Here is a 26,851-nt window from a genome sequence, read left to right as displayed (position 1 = left end):
GAAGGTGCCGGCAGGCGGATGAGGGGCAGAAGAAGGGGCCGCAGGCGGATCTGACGCAGCCAAATAGGTCTCCGTCATGCCGGACCTGATCCGGGATCCAGCCGGCGAGCGTCGGCGAGCCGAAAGAATGCATTTTGATGAAGGTGAAGGAGCCTCCCCGCGCGATGGACATCGCGCAACTGGATGCCGGGTCGAGCCCGGCATGACGGCGGTTAGCATCGTGCGTCGATCACTTGCCCTTACCCTTCACCCTGTCCTGCCCGCGGCCCGCCTACTGCCTATTCGCCACTGCCCACTGCCTATTCCCTATTCGCCCCAGAACGGAGCCACCATGACCTATGCCCTGATCACTCCGCCGGCGGCGGAGCCGCTGACGCTTGCCGAGGTGAAGGCGCATCTGCGCCTCGATGGCGCCGACGAGGACGGCCTGCTCGCCGACCTCGTGACGGTGGCGCGGGAGCATCTCGAACGCCAGACCGGCCTGATGCTGATCACCCAGACACACCGGCTCTACCGCGACGACTGGCCGGCGGGCGGCGTGATTCAGATTGACAGGGGACCGGTGCAACGCATTGAAAACGTGACCGTCTACGACGGCGACGGGAACCCGCTTCACGTATCGCTTCAAGACCACCTGCTCGACGGCGAGAGCCGGCCGGCGCGGCTCTGGCTGCGCGATCCGCCGGCGCCGGGACGCGCACTCAACGGCATCGAGATCGATTTTGCCGCCGGCTTCGGCGACACCGGGGCAGAGGTGCCGGACACGCTGAAGCGCGTCATGCTGATGCATGTGGCGCTGATGTTTTCCTATCGCGGCGCGGTCGCCCCGGCCGACCAGCCGGCGGCGATCCCGGCCGGCTACGACCGGCTGGTGGCGCCGTTTGCCCGACGGAGGCTCTGATGGCGACGGCGGCCTTCGACCCCGGCGGGCTGACGGCCCGGCTGACGCTGGAAGCGCCCGTGGAAAGCCCCGACGGGCAGGGCGGCGCAACCGTCACGTGGAGCGCGGTCGCGAGCCTCTGGGCGCGGATCGAGCCGGTGACGGCCTCGCCCGGCGAGGAGGCGGGCGGCGGCCGGGTGACCATCACCCATGCGATCTGGATGCGTTATCGCAGCGACGTTTCTGCCGGCATGCGGCTCGTCAAGGGCGGGCGCGTCTTTATCGTGGAGACGGCGCATGATCCGGACGAGAGCGGCCGCTATCTCCTCTGCCGCTGCCGGGAGGAGGGGCGATGAAGCTCGCGCTGCAGACGACCCACCGGGATTTCAGGGAGGCGCTGACGCGGGCGCTCGCCGCGGCGATCGCCGCACGGGCCGAGAAGGCGCGAGAGACGGCGGACGCCGGCAAGGACGGGGAGGGCGGCGATGGCACCGGTCAATGACCTGCTGCAGGCGGTGCATGGGCGGCTTTCGGGTGACGCGGCGCTTGCCGCGCTTCTCGGACCGGACGGCATCGTCGACCGGCGACGAGATGCGGGCACGCTGCCCCGTCTGGTGACGGGTGCGGTCGAGACGCGCGCCTACGGCACGGCGAGCGAGGACGGGCTCGAATGCCTCCTCGATTTCGAGGCCTGGTCGGCGACCGGCCGGCGCGAGGCGGAGGAAATCGCGGCTCATGTGCGGGCACTGCTCGACGACGCCGATCTCGCGCTTGCCAGTGCGCGGCTCGTCTCGCTCGCCCATCGCCGCACGGCAAGCCGGCGGGCGGCGGGCACAAGGTTCTACGTCGCGGAGATGCGGTTTCGTGCCGTGCTGGAGTGAGGGGGGCGCCCCTCATCCGGCTGCCGCCACCTTCTCCCCGCGGGCGGGGAGAAGGGACTCGTGGCACTGCCGCGACCGTTCCCTCGCCCCGCTTGCGGGAGAGAGGGGGAGGCCGGCGTCGTCTGTCCCTAACAGGGCTGCCCCGTCGTCATGCCGGACTTGATCCGGCATCCAGCCGGCGAGCGTCGGCGAGCCGAAAGAGTGCATGTCCGCTGAAATCGAAAGAGTCTCCCCGCGCGATGGACATCGCGCGACTGGATGCCGGGCCGGGCCCGGCATGACGGCGGTTGGGAGGGGTACGTCCCTCACCTTGCCTGACGTGCCCGGTGGGCGATGCGGGCGAGCAGCGCGACGGCGAGGAGGGCGGCGACGGAGAGCCCGAGGCAGAGAAGGATGACGGCGGTGAGCCCCTGCCGGTCGAGGACGGCGGTCATCAGCACCGGGGCCGCGGCGCTCGCAAGGTTCTGCGGCAGGGACAGCCGGGCCGACTGGCGGGCGAAGCGGTCCGGCGAGAAGAAGACGAGCGGCATCAGCGCCCGGGCGACGGTGACGACGCCGGTGCCGAAGCCGTAGAGGACGACGAAGACGATCGCCGCACCCGCACCGCCGAAGAGAAGCAGGACAACCATGGACACGGCAATCAGGCCGAGGCCGGCGAGGAAGGTCGTAGGCGGCGAGCTGCGCTGCCCGAGCAGGAGATCGACCACGCGGGCGGTGATGCCGAAGACCGAGCGGAGCGACCCGAGCTGCAAAGCGAGCAACGGCGAGGCCCCGGAGAGTTCGAGCATGCGGATCAGCGACGGCGACACCCCGAAGCTGACGAGGGTAACGAGGGTGATTGCAAGCGCAATCAGCAGGAAGGCGAGCCGCGCCTCGCGCTCTCCGAGCGGCAGCGGTTCGGCCCGCGCGGCGGCGGCCTCGGCAGCGCTGCGGGCGGCGGGGGGTGGCAGCAGGAAGAGATGCGCCGGCAGGCAGACGAGAAGATGGAAGGCGGCGGCAAGCTGCAGGGTGATCCGCCAGCCGTATTGCTGTTCGAGGAGGCCGAGGAGCGGCCAGCAGACGGCCGACGAGAGGCCGGTGAAGATCATCAGCACGGCGATGCTGCGCTTGGCGTTTGCGCCCTCCCGCTCGACGACGGCGGCATAGGTCGGCACCGAAAGGCCGAAGGCGCCACCGAGACCGAGCACAAGCCAGGCGGCGAAATAGGCGGTGACACCCTGGCAGAGGCTGAGGCCGAGGAGGCCGAGACCGAGGAGTGCGGAGCCGGCGGCAAGGATGCGCGCCGCGCCATGGCGCTCGATGAGCCGGCCCGTCCAGGGCCCGGCGGCGGCCATGGTCAGCATCATCACGGTGAGGCCGAGGAAGACGACCTCGTTCGCAAGCCCGAGGCCCGCGGCGATCGGGCGTCCGAGCACGCCCGGCATTTCGAAACTGGTGCCCCAGCCGACGATCTGGGTGACCGACAGCAGGGCGACGAGCCCGGTGCGGGGCGAACGGAGCGAGGCGGAAAGGGACATGGAGAACCGGAGGGCGGGAAGACTGCCGCGACCATAGAGGACGGGCGGTGCAAGCGGAAGATGTAATTGGCGGGGGATGCGGGGTTTGCCCTGGTCCTCGCCGGGGACGGCCTGACCATTGCACGGATCACCCCACCCCGGACCTGCGGTCCGACCCTCCCCCTCAAGGGGAGGGTGCAGCCGCCGCCACGGGTCCTCGCTCGAGGACCGATCGGGCGGGGCACTGGCCGCGGGTCGATCTCCCCCCTTGTGGGGGAGATGCCCGGCAGGGCAGAGGGGGTATCTCAGGCGCCGAGATTGGAGGTCACCCCCCTCTGTCACTTCGTGACATCTCCCCCACAAGGGGGGAGAGGGACGGCCGGCCTTTCGCTCGAGCTCAAGGCGTTCGTCACTGCAATCGATTCACCGGATCGATTGCTCGGCTACGCCGACCGCTCCTCCCCCCCACAAGGGGGAGATCGGGCGGCCCATACATCGCCTCCGTCATGCCGGACCTGATCCGGCATCCAGCCGGCGAGCGTCGGCGAGCCGAAAGAGTGCATGTCCGCTGAAATCGAAAGAGTCTTCCCGCGCGATGGACATCGAGCGACTGGATGCCGGGTCAGGCCCGGCATGACGGCGGACGAGGTTTTTTCTCCCCCTTGGTGGGGGAGAATGGAATTTCAACATCTTAGCTGAAAGCTAAGTGTTAGAAATTCCAAGTGAGGGGGGCGATGTCGAGCCGCTGCGTCTCCCCCTCACCTGCGATTTCTGGCACTTACGCCTTCGGCCTAAGATGCCGAAATCGCTTCCTCTCCCACCGGGGGAGAGGAGGGGCAACCCGCGGTGCCCCCCCGCACAATCGAACAACCGAAAGGAACGAGGCCATGGTGGCACAGAAGGGCAAGGACCTGCTGCTGAAGGTCCAGGACGGCGGCGGGTATGCGACGGTGGCGGGGTTGCGGTCGAAGACGCTCGCCTTCAACGCCGAGACCGTCGATGTGACCGATGCCGAGAGTGCGGGGCGCTGGCGCGAGCTGCTCGGCGGTGCGGGCGTGCAGAGGGCGTCGCTGTCGGGCAGCGGGCTCTTCAAGGACCAGTCGTCCGACGCGCTGGTGCGGACGGCCTTCTTCGACGGCACGATCCTCGCCTGGCAGGTGGTGATCCCCGATTTCGGGACGGTTTCCGGCCCCTTCCAGATCACCGCGCTCGAATATTCCGGCGCCCATGACGGGGAGCTGACCTTCGATCTGGCGCTCGAATCGGCGGGGCAGCTTTCCTTCGGGGCGCTCTGATGGGGGCTTCGATGGGTGGGGGCGTGACGGTCCGGCGGGCGAACCGCCGGCGTGGCGAGGTCGAGGCGACGATCGACGGCGAAAGGCGCATTCTCTGCCTGACGCTCGGCGCGCTCGCGGAGCTGGAGACGGCCTTCAGGGCCGAGAGCCTCGCGGGCCTCGCCGGGCGGTTTTCCGAGGGGAAACTGAAGGCGGAGGACCTGATCCGGATCATCGGCGCGGGGCTTCGCGGCGGCGGCAATCGCTTCTCCGACGAGGAGGTGGCCGAGATGGCGATCGACGGCGGTGTGAGCGCGACGGCGGCGCTTGTCCGCGACCTGCTGGCGGCGACCTTCCTCGACGAGGAGGACACCCGCCCGGAGCGCTGAGAGCTGCAGGCGAGGGGACGGAAACGGCGACGACCACCGCCTTTCCCTGGCGGGCGGCGATGCATGCCGGCCTCGGCCTCCTGCGGCTCGATCCCGACCGTTTCTGGCGGCTCTCGCCCCGCGAGTTCGCGGCCATGACCGGCGCCTTCGCGCCGGCCGCACCCCGGCTCGTACGCGCCGGGCTGGAGGCGCTGATGCGCCGCTTTCCCGATGAGGAGATCAGGTGATGAACGAGGACGAGACGGTGACCTTCGGGCTTTCGCTCGATGCGTCGGCGGCGATCGGCGTGCTGGACGAGCTGGAGCGACGCTCGCAGGGTTTCGGCGCAGCGCTGACCGGGGCGCTGAAGAGCGCGACGCTCGGCGGCAAGGGGCTCGAGGACACGCTCAAGGCCGTCGGTGAACGGCTGGCGGGGGTCGCGCTTTCGGCCGGGCTGAAGCCGCTCGACACGCTCGTGTCGTCGCTGACGGCGGGGCTTGCAAACGGGCTCGGCTCGCTCTTCGCCTTTGCCGACGGCGGCGTGCCGGGGCGGGTGACGCCCTTTGCCGCAGGCGGGGTGGTTTCGGCGCCGACCTATTTTCGGATGGGCGGCGACCTCGGGCTGATGGGCGAGGCGGGCACGGAGGCGGTGCTGCCGCTGAAACGCGGTGCCGACGGCACGCTCGGCGTTTCGGGCGGCGGCGGCACGACGCAGATCGTCTTCAACGTGACGGCGAGCGACGCCGAGAGCTTCCGCAAGAGCGAGGGACAGGTGACCGCCATGCTGGCGCGCAGTGTGGCGCGCGGCCGGCGGAACCTCTGATACCAAGTCTCGATGATATGACAGGGAGGAGAGCATGGCCGGCGGATTTCACGAGGTGCGCTTCCCGATGCGGCTTTCGCTTTCGACGAGCGGCGGGCCGGAGAGGCGCGTCGACATCACCAGCCTTTCCAACGGGCGCGAGGCGCGGAACGCCCGCTGGCGCAATTCGCGACGGCGCTACGACGCCGGCTCCGGCATACGCTCGGTCGGCGATCTCTACGACGTGCTCGCCTTCTTCGAGGCACGCAGCGGTGCGCTCTACGGTTTCCGCTTCCGCGATCCGCTCGACCACCGCTCCGGCCCGCCGGGTGCGGTAGTCACCGCCTTCGACCAGGAGATCGGCACGGGCGACGGCGAGACACGGGACTTTCCGCTTCGGAAGACCTATGGCGACGCGGGCGGGGAATGGCGGCGGCGGATCGAAAAGCCGGTCGCCGGCACCGTTCTCGTGGGCATCGGCGGGGCGCAAGCGGAGGCGGGCGTCGCCTGCGATGCGGCGACCGGGATCGTGACTTTCGAGACCGCGCCCGCCGCCGGTGTGCGGGTGACGGCCGGCTTCGAATTCGACGTGCCGGTGCGCTTCGACATCGACCGGATCGAGGTCAATCTCGAGGCCTTCAATGCCGGGCGCATTCCGGCGATCCCGCTGGTCGAGGTGCTGCCATGAGGACGATTTCGCCGGCCCTTGCCGCGCATCTTGCAGGCGACGCGACGACGCTCTGCCATTGCTGGCGGGTGACGCGGCGCGACGGCGTGGTGCTCGGCTTCACCGACCATGACGAGGCGCTCGACTTCGGCGGCACGCGATACCGCGCGGCGAGCGGATTTGAGGCGAGCGAGATGCGCGAGGAAAAGGGGCTGGCGGCACCCGCGAGCGAGGTGACCGGCGGCTTTTCGAGCGAGGCGGTGACGGAGGCGGATCTCGCCGCCGGGCGCTATGACGGCGCGCGCGTCGAGGTCTTCAGGGTGAACTGGCAGGCGCCGGAGGGGGCGCTGCTCCTGAAAGTGCAGGAGATCGGCGAGGTCTCGCGGGCGGCGGGCGCGTTTACCGCGGAACTCCGAAGCTTCGCCCATCGGCTCTCGCAGGAGACGGGGCGGATCTACAACCGCCGTTGCGACGCGACCCTCGGCGACCGGCGCTGCGGCGTCGATCTCTCGGCGCCCGGACGGCGGGCGGACGCGGTGGTGACGGGGGTGCCCGCCCGCGACCGGCTGCTGGTGAGCGGGCTCGAAGCCTTCGCCGACGGGCATTTCCGGCAAGGCAGCCTGACGCTCGCCGACGGGACGACGGTCCTCGTCGAGGAGAGCCGGGCGGCAGCAGGTGGCACGGCGCTTTCGCTCTGGCTGCCGCTCGAGACGCTGCCCGCGGCGGGAGACGCGGTGGCGGTTTCGGTCGGCTGCGACAAGGCTTTCTCGACCTGTCGAGAAAAGTTCTCCAACGCGCTGAATTTTCAGGGCTTCCCGCACATGCCCGGCAGCGACTTCGCCTATTCCTATGTGAGCGGCGAGAGCCTGCACGACGGCGGGCCGCTGTTCGAGTAGCCCAAAGGAGAGGCTCCATGTCTTCGATCACCGACGCGGCGCTCGCCTGCGCCGAGGGCTGGATCGGCACGCCCTACCGGCACCAGGCGTCGCTCCGCGGCGTCGGCTGCGACTGTCTCGGGCTGGTGCGCGGGGTGTGGCGCGAGCTCTACGGCGACGAGCCGGAGGTGCCGCCGCCCTATGCGCCAGACTGGGCGGAGCGGAGCGGCGAGGACCGGCTGACGGCGGCGGCCGAACGGTATTTCCGCGGCGTGACGGAGCTGGGCGGCGCGGCGCCGGGTGACCTCGTGCTCTTCCGCTTCCGGCCGCAGTTCTCGGCAAAGCATGCCGGCATTCTCGGCGAAGCCGGTCGGTTCATCCACGCCTACGAACAGGCGGGCGTGGTGCGCTCGCCGCTTGCGCCTGCGTGGGCACGGCGGATCGCCGGCATCTATCGTTTTCCGGAAAGGTGAGGCATGGCCACACTTCTGTTCCAGGCGGCGGGTGCCGCCGTCGGCGGTATTTTCGGGCCGCTCGGGGCGGTCCTCGGGCGGGCGGCCGGTGCCCTTGCCGGCAATGCGCTCGACCGGGCGCTGCTTTCGGGGACGAGCACGGTCAGCGGGGCGCGGCTTTCGGCCGCAAGGCTTCCCGGCGCGAGCGAGGGCACGGCGATCCCGCGCGTCTACGGTACGACGCGGATCGGCGGCACGCTGATCTGGGCGACCCGCTTCGAGGAGGAGGCGGTGACCGAGCGGACCGGTGGCAAGGCCGGCGGCACGCGGGTGAAGACCTATCGCTATTTCGCCAATGTCGCGGTCGGGCTCTGCGAAGGGCCGGTCGCGGGTATCCGGCGGGTCTGGGCGGACGGGCAGGAACTCGACCTTGGCGAGGTCGAGATGCGCGTCCACACGGGAAGCGCGACACAGCTTGCCGATCCGCTGATCGAGGCGAAGCAGGGCGAGGGCAGGGCGCCGGCCTATCGCGGGCTCGCCTATGTCGTCTTCGAGCGGCTGCCGCTCGACGATTTCGGCAACCGTATTCCGCTGCTGCAGTTCGAGGTGATGCGGCCGGTCGGCACGCTCGAAACCCGTATCCGGGCGGTGAATGTGATCCCCGGCGCGACCGAGCACGGCTATGCGGGGGTGGCGGTCCGCGAGGCGACCGGCGAGGGCAGCGCCCGCATCCTCAATCGCAACACGCTGACGGCGGAGACCGACTGGCAGGCCTCGATCGACGAATTGCAGGCGCTCTGTCCCAATCTCGAAAGCGTGGCGCTGGTCGTCACCTGGTTCGGCACGGACCTCCGGGCAGGCGAATGCCGGGTGGTGCCGGGCGTGGAAGTCGCCGCGCGAAGCGGCGAGAGCCGGCCCTGGCGGGTCGCAGGCATCGGTCGCAGCGCGGCGCATGTCGTTTCGCTCCACGACGGCGGCCCGGCCTATGGCGGCACGCCGAGCGACGAGAGCGTCGTCGAGGCGATCCGCGACCTTGCGGCGCGCGGGCTGAAGGTGACGCTCTATCCGCTGATGATGATGGACATTCCGGCCGGCAACGGCCTGCCGGACCCGCACGGCGGGGCGGAGCAGGCGGCCTATCCCTGGCGCGGGCGGATCATCTGCGAACCGGCGACGGACCGGACGGTGGCGGCACGAACGGCGGTCGAGGCCTTCTGCGGCGCGGCGACCGCGGCGGATTTCACCGTCTCCGGGGATAGTGTCACCTGGCACGGCGCCGACGAGGGCTATCGCCGCATGGTGCTGCACTGTGCGCTGCTCGCGAAGGCCGCGGGCGGTGTCGACGCCTTCCTGATCGGCTCGGAGCTCAAGGGGCTGACGACGATCCGCGACGAGAGCGATGCGTTTCCCTTCGTCGAGGCGCTCGCGGCCCTTGCCGGCGACGTGCGCGCGATCCTCGGGCCGGCGACGAAGATCACCTACGGCGCCGACTGGAGCGAATATTCAGGCTACCATCCGGCGGACGGTTCCGGCGATCATTTCTTCCATCTCGACCCGCTCTGGGCCTCGCCCGAAATCGACGCCGTCGGGATCGACAATTACATGCCGCTCTCCGACTGGCGGGACGAGGACCTCGTAGCGCAAAACCCCGACGGCTTCCGGCTGGCGGCGGATGCAGCGGCGATGGCCCGCCAGATCGCCGGCGGCGAAGGCTACGACTGGTACTATGCGAGTGCGGCCGACCGGGCAGCGCGTCTCCGCACGCCGATCACCGACGGGGCCGCGGCAAAGCCCTGGGTGTTCCGGGTGAAGGATATCGAGGGCTGGTGGTCGAACCGGCATTTCGACCGGGTGGCGGGAGTGGAGAAAACCACGCCGACCGCCTGGACGCCGCGGGAAAAACCGGTCTGGTTCACGGAACTCGGCTGCCCGGCGATCGACCGCGGTGCCAACCAGCCGAACGTCTTCGGCGATCCGAAATCGGCCGAGGGCGGGTTGCCCTATCATTCCCGCGGACTGCGCGCCGACGCCGTGCAGCGGCGGTTCCTCTCCGCCCATTACGACCACTGGGGGAGTGCCGCGGCGCCGGCCGGAATGGTCGATCCGGCCCGCATCTATCACTGGGCCTGGGACGCGCGGCCCTATCCGGCCTTTCCCGCCAATCTGTCCCTCTGGTCGGATGGCGGCAACTGGCGGACCGGGCATTGGCTGAACGGGCGGCTCGGGGCCGGGACGGTCGCCGACGTGATCGGGGCGATCTGTAAGGACCACGGCTTTGCCGACTACGACGTCTCGGCGGTGACGGGCGATCTCGGCGGTTATGTGCAGGCGGACGTTGCGTCCGCCCGCAGCCTGATCGAGCCGCTCACCGAGGCCTTCCGCGTCGACGTGATCGAGGACGGCGGGGTGCTGCGCTTCCGTTCGCGCGACGAGGCGAGCCTGCCGGCGGTGCGCGTGGACGTGCTTGCCGATCTCGACGACGAGCCGCTCTGGCGCGAGCGGCGCGGCCATGACAGCGATTTCGCCGGCGAGGCGATCCTGACCTTCTACGACGCGGCGGCCGACTATGCCGAGGCGAGCGCCCGCTCGCGACGGGCGCCGGCGGCGACCAGCCGGGTGCTGTCGCTCGACCTTTCCGCCGCATTTTCCGAGGAGACCGCACTTGCCGCCGCCGAGGCGCTGCTGCGCCAGCACCGCGCCGAACGTCGGTCACTGGAAACGGCGCTCGGCCCGAACGCGCTCGCCTTCATGCCGGGGGACGTGCTGGCCTTTGCGGAGGGACCCGACGGCCGCTTCGTGATTTCCGAATGCGAGGACGGGGCGGCCCGGCGCCTGACGCTGAGCGAACTCGCCGACGGTGGATTGTCCGTGCCGGTCGCCGTGGGTTCGGGCCGCGACGTTCCCAATCCGGCCTCGGACGGCTTTGCGCCGGCCGTCGAATTCCTCGATCTGCCGCGCTACACGGCGGGCGGGGACGAGGATTTCGTCCGCGTCGCGGCCTTCGCGCGGCCGTGGCGGCGGATCGCGATCTCGTCCTCTGTCGAGAACGAGGGCTACGCCCTTCGGGTGGTGCTCGACCGTCCGGCGACGCTCGGCCGGCTTGCCGAACCGCTGGAGGCCGGTGTTGCCGGCCGCTTCGACAGGACGCGCGCGATCACCCTCGACCTTACCTACGGCAGCTTCGCCTCGGCCTCGACGCTCGCGGTGCTGAACGGCGCCAACCGGCTCGCCGTCCGCTCCGCGTCCGGCGCGTGGGAAGTGATCGGCTTTGCCGGCGCGGAAGAGATCGCCCCCGGCCGCTGGCGACTGACGCGCCTGTTGCGCGGGCTCGGCGGCAGCGAGGATGCGACGGCCGCCGGTGCTCCGGCGGGCGCGCGGGTGGTGGCGCTCGACGCGGTGGTGCCGCCGGTCGGGCTTGCCTCTGACGAGGCGGGGCGACCGCTCAACTATATCGCGGAGGCGGTCGGCATGGCCGCGGCGCCGGCCGGTCCGTTTTCCTTTGCCGGCGGACGCAGGGCGCTGACGCCGCTCGCGCCGGTGCATCTTGCCGGCCGCAGGCTTGTGGGCGGGGGTATCGAGATCACCTGGGTCCGCCGCGGGCGGATCGATGCCGACGACTGGGAGGCGGCGGAAATCCCGCTCGACGAGGCGGAGGAGCGCTACCGGCTGGAGATCCTCGCCGGCGGCGCGGTGAAGCGCACGGTCGAGACGGTGGCGCCGGGCCACACCTACACGGCCGCGGACGAGATCGCCGATTTCGGCGGCCCGGTCGAAAGTCTCGCGGTCAGGGTGCGCCAGCTCGGCCGGCGCGTGGTCGACGGCATCGCCGCCGAGACAGTCCTTTCGCTTTGAACGACACCATCGAAGAAGGAGAGAAGACGATGTCCGAGATTATCGAATACAAACCGTGGTATCAGTCGAAGACCGTGTGGGGCGCGCTGATCGCGATCGGCGCCTCGGTGCTGCGCGTCAAGGGCGTGGATGTCGGCCTTGCCGAACAGGGCGAGCTCGCCGACGCGATCGTCTCGCTGGTCGGCTCCTTCGGCGGGCTGCTGGCGATCTACGGCCGGCTCTCGGCGAAGAAGGTGATTGGCGGGTGATAAACGGAAGTTGTCGGCCGCATTCATTTGCCATTCAGATGCCATCGGGTAGATACTTCACAACAACGAATATCTTTCGGAAGTAGTAGTCCATGGCATCATTCCTGATCATAGCGAGCCTGGCCTCCGGCATTGCGGCGACATCCGCGCCGGCGGCGGCGGTCGCGACCGCCCCGGCGCCGGTGGTTCTCGCCCAGGCGCAGGGCAACGGCAACGACGGCAACAACGGCAGCAGCCGTGGTGGCGCCGACTGCTACGGGGCGGCGGCCCAGGCTGCGGCGGAACTCGGCGGGCAGGTGCTGTCGGTGCGCAGTTCCGGCGGCACATGCGTGGTGACGGTGCTGATCCCGGGCAGTGGCAACGAGCGCCCGCGCAAGGTCACGATGCGGGTTTCACAGTAAGGCGCACGAGGCAGGCGACGGCGTGAGCCGGGCGCGGGGGACGCGGCCGGCCGGACAAGACGGAGAGGGACTGGCAGCATGCGCATTCTGGTCGTCGAGGACGACGTTAATCTCAATCGGCAGCTCGTCGAAGCCCTGGAAGAGGCGGGCTATGTGGTCGACAAGGCGTTCGACGGCGAGGAGGGACATTTCCTCGGCGACACGGAGCCCTATGACGCGGTGATCCTCGACATCGGCCTGCCGGAAATGGACGGCCTGACCGTGCTCGAAAAGTGGCGTGCTGCCGGTCGGGTGATGCCCGTGCTGATCCTGACGGCCCGCGACCGCTGGAGCGACAAGGTGGCCGGTATCGACGCCGGCGCCGACGACTATGTCGCCAAGCCCTTCCACGTGGAAGAGGTGCTCGCGCGCATCCGCGCGCTGATCCGCCGCGCGGCGGGTCATGCCTCTTCCGAGATCGTCTGCGGTCCTGTGCGGCTCGACACCAAGGCGTCGAAGGCGAGTGTGTCGGGCACGCAGCTGAAGCTCACCTCCCACGAATACCGGCTGCTTTCCTACCTCATGCACCACATGGGCGAGGTGGTATCGCGCTCGGAGCTCGTCGAGCACCTCTACGATCAGGATTTCGATCGCGATTCCAACACCATCGAGGTCTTTGTCGGGCGCCTGCGCAAGAAGATCGGCCTCGACCTGATCGAGACGGTGCGCGGTCTCGGCTACCGGATGCAAGCGCCCAAAGATGCGCACTAGATCGCTGACGGCAAGAGTGCTGCTGCTGGCCACGGCGTGGTCGGCAGTTGCACTCGTGACCATGGCGGTGGTGATCTCGGCGCTCTACCGGCAGGGCACGGAGCGCGGCTTCAACAACCTGCTGCGCGCCCAGCTCTACAACGTCATCAATTCCGTCTCGATCGGCGACGGCGACAGCCTTGCCGGCAGTCCCGAACTCGGCGACCTGCGCTTCTCGCAGCCGAAGACCGGCTGGTACTGGCTGGTCGAGCCACTCGGCAACTTCAGCACCGCTCCGCTCGCCTCCACCTCGCTCGGCCTCACCGACCTGCCGGTGCCGGACATCAATACCGTCCCCTTCGACGACCATTACGAGCGCTTCTATCCGATGACCGACCCCTACGGAAACCATCTGAGGGTCGCCGAGACGGAGGTCGTGCTCGACGCCAACGGTCGCGCGGCGCGCTTTCGCGTTTCGGGTAACCTCGACGTCGTCGAGGAGGATGTCCGCTTCTTCACCACGAGACTTTATACCGGGCTTGCCCTGATCGGCCTCGGGGGCCTGATCGTCAACGGCCTTGCCATTCTCTACGGGCTGAAGCCGCTGGAACGCGCCCGCCGGGCGCTGGAGCGGATCCGTGCCGGCGAGGCGGAGCGCATCGAGGGCGTCTTCCCCCGCGAGATCCAGCCGCTCGCAAACGAGATCAACGCGCTGATCGACAGCAACCGGCGCATCGTCGAGCGTGCGCGCATGCAGGTCGGCAATCTCGCCCATTCGCTGAAGACGCCGATCGCCGTGCTGCTCAACGAGGCGCGGGCGCTGCCGAAATCGCAGGCGAGCGTCGTCACCACCCAAGCCGAGGCGATGCAGAGCCAGGTTTCCTCCTACCTGAACCGCGCCCGCATCGCCGCCCAGCGCGAATCGGTGCTGGCACGCACCGAGCTCGAACCGACGCTGGAACGGCTGATCCGCGTGATGCGGCGGCTGAACCCCGAGACGCACTTCGAACTGAAACTTGCGCCGGGGCTGGTCCTCGCCATGGAGCAGCAGGATGTCGAGGAGACGGTCGGCAACCTCCTTGAAAACGCCGCCCGCTTCGCCGCCACCGGCGTCGTCGTCACCGCCGGTCCGGCCGAGGGCCACGAGCCGGGCGAGGGCGTGACGCGCCGCGACTGGGTCGAGGTGACGGTGGAGGACGACGGGCCGGGGCTGGAACCCGGCGAGATCGTCGAGGCGCTGAAGCGCGGTCGCCGGCTCGACGAGAGCAAGCCGGGCACCGGGCTCGGGCTTTCGATCGTCAACGAGATATCCTCCGAATATCAGGGGGCGTTCGGGCTTTCGCGCGGTGCGCGCGGCGGATTGCGGGCGCGATTGGTGCTGCCGGCCGTCACGAGAGACATTGCGTGAGGCAAATTTCCGTGAAAAAAGAAGGCTGTCACAATGATGCCACGTGTCTGCCGCAGCTAAGAAGGAGCATATCGAGGGTGGTCGAAAGAGGTCGGGCAGGGGACATGGGAAATACGCGCTTTCGTATCGCGGTGACGGCGACGCTTGCGGTGTTCGCGCTGTCGTCCTGCGTAACCACGAGCGGCAAGAGCTCCGCATCCGCCCTCTATATCTCCGCGCTGCAGGGCGGCATCGTCGCCCGCTCGGGCGTCGAACTTTCGGACAGCCAGACGCAGCGTGCCCTCGAAGCCGAATACCGCGCGCTGGAGGCCGCTCCCGGCGGCCAGCCGGTGGCCTGGAACGGTAACGATATCTCCGGCCAGGTGGTTGCTGCGGCACCCTATCAGGTCGGACAGCAGAACTGTCGCCAGTACACCCACAAGCTGAGGGTGAAGGGCAGCGAGACGGAAGTGCGCGGCGCGGCCTGCCGCAACCCGAACGGCACCTGGACGCCCTTGACATAAGTCAAGGCTGGAGCGCCTCCGATCCCGTAGAGCATTCCTTGCGGCGAAACGCCTCAAAAGCGCGTCATCGACCGTTTGCCGGTTGGAATGTCTCCCGGCATACATTAATTGGGTTCTCATGTTGTTCTGGATCGCCACTGCCTTGCTGACGGCCGCCACGGCCGTCGTCCTTCTCGGGCCGCTCTTTCGCGGCCGTACCGTCCTTGTCGAGGACGCGGTCGGGGAGGCCGCCGTCTACCGCGACCAGCTGCGCGAACTCGAACGCGACAAGACGCTCGGTCTGATCGGCGGCGAGGAAGCGGATTACGCCCGCGCCGAGATCGGCCGGCGCCTCCTTGCCGTCTCCGCCGAGGCGAAGGGCACGAAGGAACCGAAATCCGGCAGGCACCTCTTGGCGCAGGCCTTCATCGTCGTCTCGCTTCCCGCAGTCGGCCTCGGGCTCTACATGCTGACCGGCAGCCCCGGCATGCCCTCCGAGCCGCTCGCCGCGCGGCTCGAAAACCCCGGCAACAATCTCGAACTGCTGGTCGCCAAGGTGGAACGGCACCTCGCCCAGAACCCCGACGACGGCGCCGGCTGGGACGTGCTCGCACCGATCTATTTCAAGATGTCGCGCTACGGCGATGCCGAGCTCGCCTATCGGAATGCGATCCGCCTGCTCGGGCAGAGCCCGGAGCGGATGATCGGGCTGGGCGAAACAATGACGGCGGAAAGTGACGGTATCGTCACCGCAGATGCCCGCTCGGCCTTCGAACAGGCGGTGAAGCTCGGCAGCGCCAATCCGCGCGCCTCCTTCTACATCGCGCTGTCGCTCGAGCAGGAAGGCAAGCGCGAGGAGGCCCGTGCGGCCTTCGAGGCGCTCGCCAAGGCCTCGCCGGCCGACGCACCCTGGCTGCCGCTCGTCAACGAGCACATCGCGGCAAACAGCGGCGCGGCGAAGCCGGAAGCGCCCGGCAACCCGACGGCGGCCGATGTCGCCGCAGCCCAGGGCATGTCGACGGGCGACCGCATGGAGATGATCCGCGGCATGGTCGCCGGGCTCGATGCCAAGCTCAAGGAAAACCCGAACAATTTTGAAGGCTGGATGCGTCTCGTCCGGTCCTACGCGATGCTGAAGGAGCCGGAAAACGCCGTCGCGGCGCTGAAATCCGGGCTCGCGGCCTTCCCGGCGGAGGGGCAGGAAGGCCAGCAACTGATCGCGATGGCCCGCGAGCTCGGCCTGCCGGTGGAGGAAGCACTGAAATGACCCGCAAACAGAAGAGACTGGCCGTGATTGCCGGCGGCGTGAGCTTCATCATCGCCGCCGTTCTGCTGGTGATGTTCGCCTTCAGCCAGTCGGTCGCCTATTTCTACGTGCCGGGCGATCTCGCCACCGTCAAGGTGCCGCCGGGAACGCGCATCCGGCTCGGCGGCCTCGTCGAGGCGGGTTCGGTCAAGCGCGGCGAGGGATCGACCGTGACCTTCACCATCACCGACACGATCGGCACCGTGCCCGTCACCTATACCGGCATCCTGCCCGACCTCTTCCGCGAAGGGCAGGGCGTGGTCGCCGAAGGTGCCTTCGTCGCCGGCGATCCGGTTTTTGCCGCCGACACCGTGCTCGCCAAGCACGACGAGACCTACATGCCAAAGGACGTCGCCGACCGCCTGAAGGCCCAAGGCGTCGAACTGAGCGGCAAGGAGACGGTGAAATGATCATCGAACTCGGACACTACGCGCTGGTGCTGACGCTTGCGACGGCGATCGTCGTCTCCGTGCTGCCGGTGATCGGCGCGAGGCGCGGTGACACCGCGCTGATGGGCGTCGCCACGACGGGCACGCTTGCGATGTTCGGACTCGTCTCGCTCTCGTTCGGCGCGCTGAGCTACGCCTACATGGTCTCCGACTTCTCCGTGCAGAACGTCTGGCAGAACTCGCACTCGCTGCTTCCCGACGTTTACCGCTTCGCGGCCGTCTGGGGGAACCACGAGGGCTCGATGATGCTGTGGCTCCTGATCCTCACGTTCTTCAGCGCCATGGTCGCCTTCTTCGGCGCCAACCTGCCGCAGCGGCTCAAAGCGAACGTGCTCGCCGTGCAGGCCTGGATCGCCACCGCCTTCGCGCTCTTCATCCTGCTCACCTCCAATCCGTTCATCCGGCTCTCGCCGGCGCCGGCGGAGGGCAAGGACCTCAATCCGGTGCTGCAGGACGTCGGCCTCGCCATCCATCCGCCGCTCCTCTATCTCGGCTATGTCGGCTTCTCCGTCTGCTTCTCCTTCGCGATCGCAGCCCTCATTGACGGGCGCATCGACGCCGCTTGGGCCCGCTGGGTGCGGCCCTGGACGCTCGCCGCCTGGACCTTCCTGACCGCCGGCATCGCCATGGGCTCCTACTGGGCCTATTACGAGCTCGGCTGGGGCGGCTGGTGGTTCTGGGACCCGGTCGAGAATGCCTCCTTCATGCCCTGGCTCGCCGGCACGGCGCTGCTGCATTCCGCGCTGGTCATGGAAAAGCGCGAGGCGCTGAAGATCTGGACGGTTCTGCTTGCGATCCTCGCCTTCTCGCTGTCGCTGCTCGGCACCTTCCTCGTACGCTCCGGCGTGCTGACCTCGGTGCATGCGTTTGCGACCGACCCGAGCCGCGGCATCTTCATCCTCGGCATCCTGACGCTCTTCATCGGCGGGGCGTTCACGCTCTTTGCCTTCCGGGCGCCGGCGCTGAAATCGGGCGGGCTCTTTGCGCCGATCTCGCGGGAAGGGGCGCTCGTCCTCAACAACCTGATCCTGACCGTGTCCGCCGCGACCGTGCTCGTCGGCACGCTCTATCCGCTGCTCCTCGAGACGCTGACCGGCGACAAGATCTCGGTCGGGCCGCCGTTCTTCAACCTGACCTTCGGTCTCCTGATGGCGCCGCTCCTCGTCGCCGTGCCCTTCGGGCCGATGCTCGCCTGGAAGCGCGGCGACCTGCTCGGCGCGTTCCAGCGCCTCTACGTGGCTGCGGGGCTTGCCCTCGTCGCGGCCGTCATCCTCTTCTACGTCCAGCACGGCGGCCCGGTGCTCGCCGTCTTCGGGCTCGCCGCCGGCTTCTTCATCGTCTTCGGCGCGCTCGCCGACCTCTGGTACCGCGCCGGCTTCAACAAGGTCTCGGCGTCGGTGGCCTTCCAGCGGCTCGCCGGCCTGCCGCGCTCGGCCTTCGGCACGGCGCTCGCCCATCTCGGCTTCGGTGTGACGGTGCTCGGCATCGTCGCGGTGACGACCTTCGAGACGGAGACGGTCACCGAGATGAAGCCCGGCATGACGGTCGAGGCGGGCGGCTATACCGTCACCTTCGACCGGATGATGGCGGCGAAGGGCCCGAACTTCACCGAAGACCGGGCGCATTTCACGCTGAGCAAGGGTGGCGTCGCCATGGGCGAGGTGTGGTCGTCCAAGCGCCTCTATACGGCGCGGCGGATGCCGACGACCGAGGCGGGCATCCGCAGCTTCGGCGTCAGCCAGCTCTATGTCTCGCTCGGCGACCCGATGGCCGAGGGCGGCATCGTCGTGCGCGTCTGGTGGAAACCCTTCATCCTCTGCATCTGGATCGGCGGGCTCATCATGATGGCCGGCGGCTTCGTCTCGCTCTCCGACCGGCGGCTGCGCGTCGGCGCCCCGACCCGGCGGACAAAGCCGGTCAAGGTGGCGCTGGAGGCGGCGGAATGAGGGATCAGCCTGTTGTGAGGTTCACCCCCCTCTGCCCTGCCGGCGTTCGTCGCTGCAATCGATTCACTGGATCGATTGCCCGGCTCCGCCGGCCGCTCCTCAACCCCCACAAGGGGGGAGATCGGCCAGACGGCGCCGTCACGTCCTTTTCTGCGAACGCCGAGGCTGGAGCCCCGGCGATCTCCCCTCTTGTGGGGGAGATGTCACGAAGTGACAGAGGGGGGTATCCCGTCAACACGCTCCGACGCTTGCTGATGGCCGTCATCCTGGCACTGTCGGTGTTCGCGCCGCTGCCCGCCTTCGCCGTCAATCCGGACGAAGTGCTGGCCGATCCGGCGCTGGAACAGCGCGCGCGCAATCTGTCCGCGCAGCTGCGCTGCCTCGTCTGCCAGAACCAGTCGATCGACGATTCGAACGCCGATCTCGCCCGCGACCTGAGGCTCATCGTGCGCCAGCGCATCGTTGACGGCGACAGCGACGAGCAAGTCATCGATTACGTGGTGTCGCGCTACGGCGAGTTCGTGCTCCTGAAACCGCGCGTCTCGGCCAAGACCTACGTGTTGTGGGGCGCACCCGCCGTGCTGCTGGTGATCGGCGCGTTTGCGGCGCTCGTCTACGCGCGCGGCCGCCATCGTCCCGCACCGGAAAGGCTTTCGCCCGAGGAAGAGGCGCGGCTGAAGGCGCTGATCGAGGACTGAGCCGCTGCACCTCCGCATCAGCCGGAGCAGGGCGTCGTATCATCTTGTTTTGATGGTATTTCCCGGCTTTTGCGCGTTCCCGTCCGTGAGAGCGGCGGATCGGCGGCTGCGTGGTCCTGCGGCCGATCGCTCCGGTCCTTCCCGAAGATTACCAAGATTTCATCTGCCGTACAGTTCGCAGTAACGTGGGCCGTCCTATATCTCTCCTCATCCACCGCTTCACGCCGGCTTCCCGGCCAACAGTCAGATGAAAAGAGAAAAGGTAGGTCACATGTTCAACAGCAATGGACGCTCCAAGCTCAAGACGATGCTCCGCAACTCGACGGCGGCAGGTCTTGCCGCGGTGATCGTTGCGGGCTCCGTGCCGGCGATGATCGTTCCGGCCTATGCCGAGGCCGTCCGCGTCGAAGCCCCGCAGGTGCCGAGCTTCGCCGATGTCGTTTCGGCCGTTTCCCCGGCCGTCGTTTCGGTCCGCGTTCAGTCGAACGTCCAGACGGCGCAGGACGAAAGCAACTTCCAGTTCGGCTTCGGCGGTCGCGGTTTCGAAGATCTCCCGGACGACCACCCGCTGAAGCGCTTCTTCAAGGAATTCGGCATGCCCGGCCCGGATGCCCGTCCGGACAAGAAGCCGAACCGCCCGCGCGGTGAAGGCCGCCTTCGTCCGACCTCGCAGGGCTCCGGCTTCTTCATTTCCGACGACGGTTACATCGTCACCAACAACCATGTCGTCGAGGACGGCGCCGCCTACACGGTCGTCATGAACGACGGCACCGAGCTCGACGCGAAGCTCGTCGGCACCGACCGGCGCACCGACCTCGCTGTTCTGAAGGTCGAGAACCCGAAGCAGAAGTTCACCTACGTGCAGTTCGCGGCTGACGAGAACATGCGCGTGGGCGACTGGGTCGTCGCCGTCGGCAACCCCTTCGGCCTCGGTGGCACGGTGACGGCCGGCATCATCTCGGCCCGCGGCCGCGACATCGGCTCCGGCCCCTATGACGACTACATCCAGATCGACGCGGCGGTGAACCGCGGCAATTCCGGTGGTCCGGACTTCAACCTGAACGGCGAAGTGGTGGGCATCAACACCGCGATCTTCTCGCCGTCGGGTGGCAATGTCGGCATTGCGTTCGCAATTCCGGCCTCCGTCGCCAAGGGCGTCGTCGACGAACTCATCAAGTCGGGCACCGTCGAACGCGGCTGGCTCGGCGTGCAGATCCAGCCGGTGACGAAGGACATCGCCGACTCGCTCGGCCTTTCGGAAGCAAGCGGCGCGCTCGTCGTCGCCCCGCAGGCCGGTTCTCCGGGCGAGAAGGCGGGCATCAAGCAGGGTGACGTCGTGACGGCCGTCAATGGCGAGCCGGTCAAGGACCCGCGCGACCTCGCCCGGCGCATTGCCGCCTTCGCGCCCGGAACCACCGTCGACGTCTCGATCTGGCGCGAAGGCAAGTCGATGGCGATGAAGGTCGAACTCGGCGAACTGCCGAAGGACCAGCAGGCCTCGGCCGGCGAAACGACGCCGGACAAGGCCGCACCCTCGACCGAACAGGCGCTCGCCAACATGGGCATCAGCGTCAAGCCGGCCGAAGACGGCAAGGGCCTGACCATCGTTGACGTCGATCCGGACTCGGATGCCGCCGACAAGGGCCTGCAGGCCGGCGAGAAGATCGTCTCGGTCAACAACCAGGCCGTCTCCACCGCCGACGAGGTCATGAAGGTGATCGAGCAGGCGAAGAAGGACGGCCGCACCAAGGCGCTGTTCCAGGTCGAATCGCAGAACGGCAGCCGCTTCGTCGCCCTGCCGATCGACCAGGGCTGATCCGGCCGAAGGCCGACATCCAGGGCGCCGCGCGGGACCGGCTTCGGGCCGCGCGGCGCCCTTTCCTTTCAGGCAAGGAGGCCAGCATGAATTCCCCACAGCAGACAGCGCCTGGCACGGGCGAAACCGGTTGTGCGGAGGCCGCGGCCGGCGCTAATGTCCCGCGCATGAAAATACTGGTGATCGAAGACGACCTCGAGGCCGCGGCCTACATGGTCAAGGGTTTTCGCGAGGCGGGTATCGTCGCGGACCACGCGAGCGACGGCGAGAGCGGCCTCTTCATGGCGAGCGAGAACGGCTACGACGTGCTCATCGTCGACCGGATGCTGCCGCGCCGCGACGGCCTGTCGGTGATCAGCGAGCTGAGGAAGCGCGGCGTCGACACGCCGGTGCTGATCCTCTCCGCGCTCGGGCAGGTGGACGACCGCGTGACGGGGCTTCGCGCCGGTGGTGACGACTACCTTCCGAAACCCTACGCCTTCAGCGAGCTTCTCGCCCGCGTCGAAGTGCTCGGCCGCCGCAAGGGCAAGCCGGAGCAGGACATGGTCTACCGCGTCGGCGACCTCGAACTCGACCGGCTCTCCCACGAGGTTCGCCGCGGTGGCAGGGAACTCCTGCTGCAGCCGCGGGAATACCGCCTGCTCGAATACCTGATGAAGAATGCAGGCCAGGTGGTGACGCGCACCATGCTGCTCGAAAACGTCTGGGACTATCACTTCGACCCGCAGACCAACGTCATCGACGTGCATGTGTCGCGGCTGCGCTCGAAGATCGAGAAGGATTTCGACAAGCCGCTGCTGAAGACGGTGCGCGGCGCCGGCTACATGATCAAGGACGAAGGGTAACCCGTCCATGTCCCGCATCGGTGTGCTCTTCAAGTCGACGGCAGTCCGGCTCTCCGCCCTCTATATCGTGCTCTTTGCGCTCTGCGCGGCCTTCCTCGTCTTCTACGTGACGGCGCTTTCCGAGCGGCTGCTCAACCAGCAGACCCGCGACAGCCTGCAGCAGGAAGTGACCGACATCGAGCGCGCCTACAGCAGCGGCGGCATGAACCAGATGCTGAAGATCATGGAGCAACGGGCCCGCCAGCCGGGCGCCAACCTCTATGTGATCGCCGGGCCGAACGGCGAGATCCTCGCCGGCAATGTCGGCTCGCTGCAGCCGGGCATATTCGACAAGGAGGGCTGGACCGACTTCCCCTTCGTCTACGAGCGCTATTCCGAGACCGGCGACGGCAAAAAGCACATCGCCACCGCCCATGTCTTCATTCTCGACAACGGGCTGCGCGTGCTGATCGGCCGCGACCTCGGCGAGCCGGCGAAATTCCGCCTTCTCGTCCGCAAGGCGCTGATGGTGGCGCTGGCAATCATGGGCTTCGGGGCGCTGATCATCTGGTTTGCGATCGGCCGCAACGCGCTGAAGCGGATCGACCGGATGTCGGCGGCAAGCACCAAGATCATGGCGGGCGACCTTTCCCAGCGCCTGCCGGTCGGCGGTTCGGGCGACGAATTCGACCGCCTGTCGCAATCGCTGAACGACATGCTGGGGCGGATCGAGCGGCTGAACGAGGGGCTGCGGCAGGTTTCCGACAACATCGCGCACGATCTGAAGACGCCGCTGACGCGGCTGCGCAACAAGGCGGCGGATGCGCTCGCCGAGGACGACGACGGGGCAAGGCGGGCCGCGCTCGAAGGCATCATCTCCGAATCCGACCAGCTGATCCGCACCTTCAACGCGCTCCTGATGATCAGCCGTGTCGAGGCGGGTTCGATCGCCGCCGAGCTTTCCGACGTCGACCTGTCGGCGATCGCCGCCGACGCGGCCGAACTCTACGAGCCGGTGGCCGAAGAGGCGGGTCAGAAGCTTGCGACCGAGATTGCGCCGGGGCTTTCGGTGCGCGGCAACCGCGAGCTGATCGGCCAGGCGATCTCGAACCTCGTCGACAACGCCATCAAGTATGGAACCGAAAGCGACGGCGACGGCACGATCACGCTCACGGTGGCGAAAGCCGGCGGCGAATTGTGCCTCTCGGTCTCCGACCACGGGCCGGGCGTTCCCGCCGAAAAGCGCGCCGATGTCGTCAAGCGCTTCATGCGGCTCGACGAAAGCCGTTCGAAGCCCGGCACCGGGCTGGGCTTGTCCCTGGTCGAGGCGATCATGGCGCTGCATGGCGGGCGGCTCGAACTCTCCGATACCGCGCCGGGCAGGGAACAGCCCGGCCTGACGGCGACGATGGTCTTTCCGGGACAGAAGATCTGAAGCGAGGGATGTGATTCCCTTTGCCCCTCCGCTCCTCTAATCTGCGCCGGCAAAGGCGAGAATCGCGGATACCGCCGCGGTCGAGGGAGGAGGCCCCATGGCTGATCAGTCGAACACCTGGCTCCGCGCGGTCGCGCCGGACGTCATCCGCCCGCTCAACCAGACCGAACTCAAGGCGGCTGTTGCGGCGCTGAAGGAGATCGGCCGGCAGGAGCCGGCGATTGCCGCACTGATGGCGGAGGAGACGCCGCTCAAATCCTTCGTGACGGCGGTGATCAGCCTCTCGCCCTATCTGCGCGAAACCGCCACGCTGAAACCGGCGCTGCTCGCAAGCGCGGTTTCGGAGCCACTGGAGCCGCTCCTCGAAGGGCTGGTGGCGAGCGCCCGCGACGCCTGGAAGGGCAATGGCGACGGAGCGGTGCCGACCGAGGCCGAGGTGATGTCGCGGCTGCGGATCGCCAAGCGCAGGCTTTCCTTCCTGGTGGCGCTCGCCGATCTCTCCCGCCTCTTCGACGGCCGGCAGACGACGGGCTGGCTGACCGCCATGGCGGAGGCGGCGGTCGCGGCCGCCGTCGACCACCTGCTGCTTGCGGGCGAGGATGCCGGCAAGCTGAAGCTTCCCGACCGCTCGGCGCCGTCGGCCGGCAGTGGCCTCATCGTGCTCGGCATGGGCAAGCTCGGCGCCCGCGAGCTCAACTATTCCTCCGACATCGACCTCGTCGTCTTCTTCGAGCCGCTCGCCGGCATCCTCGTCTCGCCCGAGGATGCGACCGAGACCTTCGGGCGGATGATGCGGAGGCTGGTGCGGATCATGCAGGAGCGCACCGCAGACGGCTATGTCTTCCGCACCGACCTCAGGCTGCGGCCCGACCCCGGCTCGACCCCGCTTGCCGTGCCGGTCGAGGCGGCGATCCTCTATTACGAGGGACGCGGGCAGAACTGGGAGCGGGCCGCCTTCATCAAGGCGCGGCCGGTCGGCGGTGATCTGGCGGCCGGCGAGGGGTTCCTGCGCGAGCTGGTGCCCTTCGTCTACCGGAAATATCTCGACTATGCGGCGATCGCCGACATCCACTCGATCAAGCGGCAGATCCACGCCCACAAGGGCTTCGGCGCGATCGCGGTCAAGGGCCACAACGTCAAGCTCGGCCGCGGCGGCATCCGCGAGATCGAATTCTTCGCCCAGACCCAGCAGCTGATCGCCGGCGGCCGCATGCCGCAGCTGCGCGTGAGGGCGACCGAGGAAGCGCTGCAGGCGCTGACCGACGCCAGCTGGATCGACGAGACGACACGGAGCGAACTCACCGAGTGCTACTGGATCCTGCGCGATATCGAGCACCGGATCCAGATGGTCTACGACGAGCAGACGCATGTGCTGCCGCAAACCGAGGCGGAGCTGAGGCGCATCGCGCTGATGGCCGGGTTTGCCGACACGGCGAGCTTCTCCGCGCGGCTGGAAAGCGTGCTGAAGTCGGTCGAGCGGCGCTATGCCAAGCTCTTCGAGCACGAAGGAGAGTTGTCCGGCGCCCACGGCAACCTCGTCTTCACCGGCCAGCGCGACGATCCGGATACGCTGAAGACGCTTGTCGCGCTCGGCTTCGAACGGCCGGAGGACATCTCGCGCGTCATCCGCACCTGGCATTACGGCCGCTACCGTGCGACACAGTCCGTCGAGGCGCGCGAGCGGCTGACCGAGCTGATGCCGCAGCTCCTGAAGACCTTCGGCGAGAGCCGCCGCGCCGACGAGGCGCTGCTGCGTTTCGACAACTTCCTCTCCGGGCTTCCGGCGGGCATCCAGCTCTTCTCGCTGCTCGGCCAGAACCCGGCGCTGCTCGAACTCATCGTCAACATCATGTCCTCGGCGCCCCGGCTCGCCGACATCATCGCCTCCAGGCCGCACGTCTTCGACGGCATGCTCGACCCGTCGCTGATGGTGGAACTGCCGACCCGCGACTATCTTTCCGACCGTCTCGAAAGCTTCCTCGCCGGTGCACGACACTACGAGGACCTGCTCGACCGGCTGCGCATCTTTGCCGCCGAGCACCGCTTCCTGATCGGCATCCGGCTGCTGACGGGAACGATCGGCGGCATGCAGGCGGGGCGCGCCTTCACCGATCTCGCGACCCTCATCCTCGAGGCCGCGCTCGCCGCCGTGCTGCGCGAGATCGAGGCCCATCACGGCCGCTTCCCCGGCGGCAGGGTGGCGATTGCCGGCATGGGCAAGCTCGGCAGCTTCGAGCTGACGGCGGGCTCCGACATCGACCTGATCCTGCTCTATGACTACGACGACGAGGCGGGCGAATCCGACGGGCCGAAGCCGCTCGATCCGGTGCGCTACTTCACCCGGCTCACGCAGCGGCTGATCTCGGCGCTCTCGGCCCCGACGGCGGAAGGCGTGCTCTACGAGGTCGACATGCGGCTTCGCCCCTCCGGCAACAAGGGGCCGGTGGCGACCAGACTGCGCTCCTTCGAGAAGTACCAGAAGGAGGAGGCCTGGACCTGGGAGCACATGGCGCTCACCCGCGCACGGCTGATCTGCGGCGACACCGAGCTGATCGCCGATGCCGAACGGATCATCGCCGAGGTGCTGGAGCGACCGCGCGAGGAGGCGAAGACCGCCCGCGACGTCGCCGAGATGCGCAAGATGATCGACGAGGAGAAGCCGCCGCGCGACATCTGGGACCTGAAGCTCATTCCCGGCGGGCTGATCGATATCGAGTTCATCGCGCAATACCTGACGCTTGTCGCGCCCGCGCGCGGCATCGCGGTGAAGGTGAACGGCCTCACCACGGAGGAGGCGCTGAAGGCGGCGGGCGGCGCGCTGATGGACGTCAACGACCTTGATCTCTGCCTCGAGGCGATCAGGCTCTACAGCGAGATCTCGCAGGTGACGCGGCTCTGCATCGACGGGCCGTTCAAGCCCGACGCGGTGCCGGCGGGGCTGATCGACCTCGTCTGCCGCGCCGGCGACTGCCCGGACATCAAGACGCTGGAGGCCGAGATCAAGCGGCTTTCCAGGGCGGTGAGAAAGGTGTTCCAGGCGGTCGTGAAGGGGTGAGGGGATGTGGCTGTCTCGGCCGGCGGACCAGCTGCAATCGTCGACAGGCGTCGTTCAGGACGACCCTAATGCTTCTGGCGTTCGCGGCCTTTGGAATAACGCGTCGCCGGACAAGGCTTCGTCGCGAAACTGATGGCAAGCAGGATGCCGCCGACCATGGTCAGGAGAGCCAGCAGGCAGACAAACGCCGCCGCTGCGATTTCCAGGTACTCCATCTCTGAACTCCTTTGAGAAGAGCTTAGGTTGCGTGCCGCAAGGCGGGAAGGGTGGGTCGAACGCCGCCGCCGCCGCGGACATTGTCCCGCAGTCCGTCGGCACCGCCCTTGTTGCGAATGAGGACGGACGGTTCTGGGGGCACGGCCGTGCACCGTGCCCCTCGGATGAAGAAGTGACCGTATTCAGAAGGTCTGTCGCCACCTGACCTCCAGCCAGTGGCTCGGGGTATCGCCCTGGGTGGTGGTGTTGAGCATCAGCGATGCGGTGCCGTCGGCGATGTGGCCTTCGATG

Annotated in this window: 27 protein-coding genes; 25 read left to right on the top strand and 2 right to left on the bottom strand. The window is 68.2% G+C overall.

Annotated elements, in window-relative coordinates:
• Positions 1-331: 331 nt before the first annotated feature.
• Genes DFR48_RS20190 through DFR48_RS20180 form a run of 4 tightly spaced genes read left to right on the top strand, consistent with a single transcriptional unit; the run spans position 332 to position 1,761 of the window.
• Positions 332-901, top strand: coding sequence for a head-tail connector protein (locus tag DFR48_RS20190; protein ID WP_114365020.1), 570 nt, complete (start codon positions 332-334; stop codon positions 899-901).
• Complete coding sequence (locus tag DFR48_RS20185) at positions 901-1,236, top strand: phage head closure protein (RefSeq protein ID WP_114365019.1); 336 nt, start codon at positions 901-903, stop codon at positions 1,234-1,236. The genes DFR48_RS20190 and DFR48_RS20185 overlap by 1 nt, the downstream gene beginning before the upstream one ends.
• Positions 1,233-1,382: a hypothetical protein gene (locus DFR48_RS22040; protein ID WP_170141948.1), complete on the top strand. Its 150-nt coding sequence runs from the start codon at positions 1,233-1,235 to the stop codon at positions 1,380-1,382. Before DFR48_RS20185 ends, DFR48_RS22040 begins: the two co-directional genes overlap by 4 nt.
• A complete protein-coding gene (locus tag DFR48_RS20180) occupies positions 1,366-1,761 on the top strand; it encodes a DUF3168 domain-containing protein (protein ID WP_114365018.1) in 396 nt (131 codons plus the stop codon). The genes DFR48_RS22040 and DFR48_RS20180 overlap by 17 nt, the downstream gene beginning before the upstream one ends.
• A gap of 305 nt (positions 1,762-2,066) precedes the next feature.
• Here the strand turns inward: DFR48_RS20180 and DFR48_RS20170 are convergent, their stop codons facing one another.
• Entirely contained in the window at positions 2,067-3,278 is a 1,212-nt protein-coding gene (locus DFR48_RS20170) for an MFS transporter (protein WP_114365016.1), read from the bottom strand.
• Positions 3,279-4,144: 866 nt separating this feature from the next.
• On the opposite strand from DFR48_RS20170, the gene DFR48_RS20165 reads away from it, so the two are divergent.
• The 21 genes from DFR48_RS20165 (at position 4,145) to DFR48_RS20065 (ending at position 26,344) form a co-directional block, all read left to right on the top strand.
• Positions 4,145-4,552, top strand: a complete 408-nt coding sequence (locus DFR48_RS20165; RefSeq protein ID WP_114365015.1) for a phage major tail protein, TP901-1 family — start codon at positions 4,145-4,147, stop codon at positions 4,550-4,552.
• A gap of 11 nt (positions 4,553-4,563) precedes the next feature.
• Entirely contained in the window at positions 4,564-4,920 is a 357-nt protein-coding gene (locus DFR48_RS20160) for a gene transfer agent family protein (protein WP_114365097.1), read from the top strand.
• Complete coding sequence (locus DFR48_RS20155) at positions 4,917-5,147, top strand: rcc01693 family protein (protein WP_280956441.1); 231 nt, start codon at positions 4,917-4,919, stop codon at positions 5,145-5,147. Before DFR48_RS20160 ends, DFR48_RS20155 begins: the two co-directional genes overlap by 4 nt.
• Positions 5,147-5,722, top strand: a complete 576-nt coding sequence (locus DFR48_RS20150) for a phage tail tape measure protein (RefSeq protein WP_114365013.1) — start codon at positions 5,147-5,149, stop codon at positions 5,720-5,722. Before DFR48_RS20155 ends, DFR48_RS20150 begins: the two co-directional genes overlap by 1 nt.
• A gap of 34 nt (positions 5,723-5,756) precedes the next feature.
• On the top strand, positions 5,757-6,389 hold the full coding sequence (locus tag DFR48_RS20145) for a DUF2460 domain-containing protein (RefSeq protein WP_114365012.1): 633 nt from the start codon (positions 5,757-5,759) through the stop codon (positions 6,387-6,389).
• The gene (locus DFR48_RS20140; RefSeq protein WP_114365011.1) at positions 6,386-7,264 is read left to right on the top strand and encodes a DUF2163 domain-containing protein; all 879 of its coding nucleotides are present in this window, start codon (positions 6,386-6,388) and stop codon (positions 7,262-7,264) included. Before DFR48_RS20145 ends, DFR48_RS20140 begins: the two co-directional genes overlap by 4 nt.
• A gap of 17 nt (positions 7,265-7,281) precedes the next feature.
• Positions 7,282-7,716, top strand: coding sequence for an NlpC/P60 family protein (locus tag DFR48_RS20135; RefSeq protein WP_114365010.1), 435 nt, complete (start codon positions 7,282-7,284; stop codon positions 7,714-7,716).
• 3 nt (positions 7,717-7,719) lie between these two features.
• Positions 7,720-11,547 (top strand): baseplate multidomain protein megatron, encoded by a 3,828-nt coding sequence (locus DFR48_RS20130; RefSeq protein WP_114365009.1) that lies wholly within the window; start codon positions 7,720-7,722, stop codon positions 11,545-11,547.
• A 29-nt stretch (positions 11,548-11,576) separates the two neighbouring features.
• Positions 11,577-11,795, top strand: coding sequence for a hypothetical protein (locus DFR48_RS20125; RefSeq protein WP_254007826.1), 219 nt, complete (start codon positions 11,577-11,579; stop codon positions 11,793-11,795).
• A 92-nt stretch (positions 11,796-11,887) separates the two neighbouring features.
• Complete coding sequence (locus tag DFR48_RS20120; protein ID WP_114365008.1) at positions 11,888-12,196, top strand: hypothetical protein; 309 nt, start codon at positions 11,888-11,890, stop codon at positions 12,194-12,196.
• A 78-nt stretch (positions 12,197-12,274) separates the two neighbouring features.
• Positions 12,275-12,946 (top strand): response regulator transcription factor, encoded by a 672-nt coding sequence (locus tag DFR48_RS20115; RefSeq protein WP_112691040.1) that lies wholly within the window; start codon positions 12,275-12,277, stop codon positions 12,944-12,946.
• Positions 12,936-14,333, top strand: coding sequence for a sensor histidine kinase (locus DFR48_RS20110; RefSeq protein WP_114365007.1), 1,398 nt, complete (start codon positions 12,936-12,938; stop codon positions 14,331-14,333). Before DFR48_RS20115 ends, DFR48_RS20110 begins: the two co-directional genes overlap by 11 nt.
• A gap of 104 nt (positions 14,334-14,437) precedes the next feature.
• Positions 14,438-14,836 carry a hypothetical protein gene (locus tag DFR48_RS20105; protein ID WP_114365006.1) on the top strand — a complete coding sequence of 133 codons (399 nt, stop codon included), beginning with the start codon at positions 14,438-14,440 and terminating at the stop codon, positions 14,834-14,836.
• A gap of 118 nt (positions 14,837-14,954) precedes the next feature.
• Complete coding sequence (gene ccmI / locus DFR48_RS20100) at positions 14,955-16,082, top strand: c-type cytochrome biogenesis protein CcmI (RefSeq protein ID WP_114365005.1); 1,128 nt, start codon at positions 14,955-14,957, stop codon at positions 16,080-16,082.
• Positions 16,079-16,531 (top strand): cytochrome c maturation protein CcmE, encoded by a 453-nt coding sequence (ccmE, locus tag DFR48_RS20095; RefSeq protein WP_114365004.1) that lies wholly within the window; start codon positions 16,079-16,081, stop codon positions 16,529-16,531. Before ccmI ends, ccmE begins: the two co-directional genes overlap by 4 nt.
• Positions 16,528-18,516 (top strand): heme lyase CcmF/NrfE family subunit, encoded by a 1,989-nt coding sequence (locus DFR48_RS20090; protein ID WP_114365003.1) that lies wholly within the window; start codon positions 16,528-16,530, stop codon positions 18,514-18,516. Before ccmE ends, DFR48_RS20090 begins: the two co-directional genes overlap by 4 nt.
• A 254-nt stretch (positions 18,517-18,770) precedes the next feature.
• Positions 18,771-19,214 (top strand): cytochrome c-type biogenesis protein, encoded by a 444-nt coding sequence (locus tag DFR48_RS20085; protein WP_245415675.1) that lies wholly within the window; start codon positions 18,771-18,773, stop codon positions 19,212-19,214.
• 247 nt (positions 19,215-19,461) lie between these two features.
• Positions 19,462-21,030, top strand: coding sequence for a Do family serine endopeptidase (locus DFR48_RS20080; protein WP_170141947.1), 1,569 nt, complete (start codon positions 19,462-19,464; stop codon positions 21,028-21,030).
• A gap of 86 nt (positions 21,031-21,116) precedes the next feature.
• Positions 21,117-21,875 carry a response regulator transcription factor gene (locus tag DFR48_RS20075; RefSeq protein ID WP_114365001.1) on the top strand — a complete coding sequence of 253 codons (759 nt, stop codon included), beginning with the start codon at positions 21,117-21,119 and terminating at the stop codon, positions 21,873-21,875.
• A gap of 7 nt (positions 21,876-21,882) precedes the next feature.
• Positions 21,883-23,289, top strand: a complete 1,407-nt coding sequence (locus DFR48_RS20070; protein ID WP_114365000.1) for a sensor histidine kinase — start codon at positions 21,883-21,885, stop codon at positions 23,287-23,289.
• A gap of 97 nt (positions 23,290-23,386) precedes the next feature.
• Entirely contained in the window at positions 23,387-26,344 is a 2,958-nt protein-coding gene (locus tag DFR48_RS20065) for a bifunctional [glutamine synthetase] adenylyltransferase/[glutamine synthetase]-adenylyl-L-tyrosine phosphorylase (RefSeq protein ID WP_114364999.1), read from the top strand.
• A gap of 65 nt (positions 26,345-26,409) precedes the next feature.
• Here DFR48_RS20065 and DFR48_RS22035 read toward each other — a convergent pair whose 3' ends face one another.
• On the bottom strand, positions 26,410-26,559 hold the full coding sequence (locus tag DFR48_RS22035; RefSeq protein ID WP_170141946.1) for a hypothetical protein: 150 nt from the start codon (positions 26,557-26,559) through the stop codon (positions 26,410-26,412).
• Positions 26,560-26,851: the final 292 nt, after the last annotated feature.

This window comes from Ciceribacter lividus (assembly GCF_003337715.1).
GTDB classification, from domain to species: Bacteria; Pseudomonadota; Alphaproteobacteria; order Rhizobiales; family Rhizobiaceae; genus Allorhizobium; species Allorhizobium lividum.
The sequence above is the reverse complement of the archived record's forward strand: the minus strand, read 5'-3'. Positions and strand labels throughout refer to the sequence as shown.

Bases quoted from the DNA above. Each gene is read 5' to 3' on its own strand.
- ccmI (WP_114365005.1), top strand. From the start codon at position 14,955: ATGTTGTTCTGGATCGCCACTGCCTTGCTGACGGCCGCCACGGCCGTC.
- DFR48_RS20185 (WP_114365019.1), top strand. From the start codon at position 901: ATGGCGACGGCGGCCTTCGACCCCGGCGGGCTGACGGCCCGGCTGACG.
- DFR48_RS20180 (WP_114365018.1), top strand. From the start codon at position 1,366: ATGGCACCGGTCAATGACCTGCTGCAGGCGGTGCATGGGCGGCTTTCG.
- DFR48_RS20075 (WP_114365001.1), top strand. From the start codon at position 21,117: ATGAATTCCCCACAGCAGACAGCGCCTGGCACGGGCGAAACCGGTTGT.
- DFR48_RS20190 (WP_114365020.1), top strand. From the start codon at position 332: ATGACCTATGCCCTGATCACTCCGCCGGCGGCGGAGCCGCTGACGCTT.
- DFR48_RS20150 (WP_114365013.1), top strand. From the start codon at position 5,147: ATGAACGAGGACGAGACGGTGACCTTCGGGCTTTCGCTCGATGCGTCG.
- DFR48_RS22035 (WP_170141946.1), bottom strand. From the start codon at position 26,559: ATGGAGTACCTGGAAATCGCAGCGGCGGCGTTTGTCTGCCTGCTGGCT.
- DFR48_RS20165 (WP_114365015.1), top strand. From the start codon at position 4,145: ATGGTGGCACAGAAGGGCAAGGACCTGCTGCTGAAGGTCCAGGACGGC.
- ccmE (WP_114365004.1), top strand. From the start codon at position 16,079: ATGACCCGCAAACAGAAGAGACTGGCCGTGATTGCCGGCGGCGTGAGC.
- DFR48_RS20170 (WP_114365016.1), bottom strand. From the start codon at position 3,278: ATGTCCCTTTCCGCCTCGCTCCGTTCGCCCCGCACCGGGCTCGTCGCC.
- DFR48_RS20065 (WP_114364999.1), top strand. From the start codon at position 23,387: ATGGCTGATCAGTCGAACACCTGGCTCCGCGCGGTCGCGCCGGACGTC.
- DFR48_RS22040 (WP_170141948.1), top strand. From the start codon at position 1,233: ATGAAGCTCGCGCTGCAGACGACCCACCGGGATTTCAGGGAGGCGCTG.
- DFR48_RS20140 (WP_114365011.1), top strand. From the start codon at position 6,386: ATGAGGACGATTTCGCCGGCCCTTGCCGCGCATCTTGCAGGCGACGCG.
- DFR48_RS20120 (WP_114365008.1), top strand. From the start codon at position 11,888: ATGGCATCATTCCTGATCATAGCGAGCCTGGCCTCCGGCATTGCGGCG.
- DFR48_RS20110 (WP_114365007.1), top strand. From the start codon at position 12,936: ATGCGCACTAGATCGCTGACGGCAAGAGTGCTGCTGCTGGCCACGGCG.
- DFR48_RS20085 (WP_245415675.1), top strand. From the start codon at position 18,771: ATGGCCGTCATCCTGGCACTGTCGGTGTTCGCGCCGCTGCCCGCCTTC.
- DFR48_RS20105 (WP_114365006.1), top strand. From the start codon at position 14,438: ATGGGAAATACGCGCTTTCGTATCGCGGTGACGGCGACGCTTGCGGTG.
- DFR48_RS20130 (WP_114365009.1), top strand. From the start codon at position 7,720: ATGGCCACACTTCTGTTCCAGGCGGCGGGTGCCGCCGTCGGCGGTATT.
- DFR48_RS20090 (WP_114365003.1), top strand. From the start codon at position 16,528: ATGATCATCGAACTCGGACACTACGCGCTGGTGCTGACGCTTGCGACG.
- DFR48_RS20125 (WP_254007826.1), top strand. From the start codon at position 11,577: ATGTCCGAGATTATCGAATACAAACCGTGGTATCAGTCGAAGACCGTG.
- DFR48_RS20135 (WP_114365010.1), top strand. From the start codon at position 7,282: ATGTCTTCGATCACCGACGCGGCGCTCGCCTGCGCCGAGGGCTGGATC.
- DFR48_RS20115 (WP_112691040.1), top strand. From the start codon at position 12,275: ATGCGCATTCTGGTCGTCGAGGACGACGTTAATCTCAATCGGCAGCTC.
- DFR48_RS20145 (WP_114365012.1), top strand. From the start codon at position 5,757: ATGGCCGGCGGATTTCACGAGGTGCGCTTCCCGATGCGGCTTTCGCTT.
- DFR48_RS20160 (WP_114365097.1), top strand. From the start codon at position 4,564: ATGGGTGGGGGCGTGACGGTCCGGCGGGCGAACCGCCGGCGTGGCGAG.
- DFR48_RS20070 (WP_114365000.1), top strand. From the start codon at position 21,883: ATGTCCCGCATCGGTGTGCTCTTCAAGTCGACGGCAGTCCGGCTCTCC.
- DFR48_RS20080 (WP_170141947.1), top strand. From the start codon at position 19,462: ATGAAAAGAGAAAAGGTAGGTCACATGTTCAACAGCAATGGACGCTCC.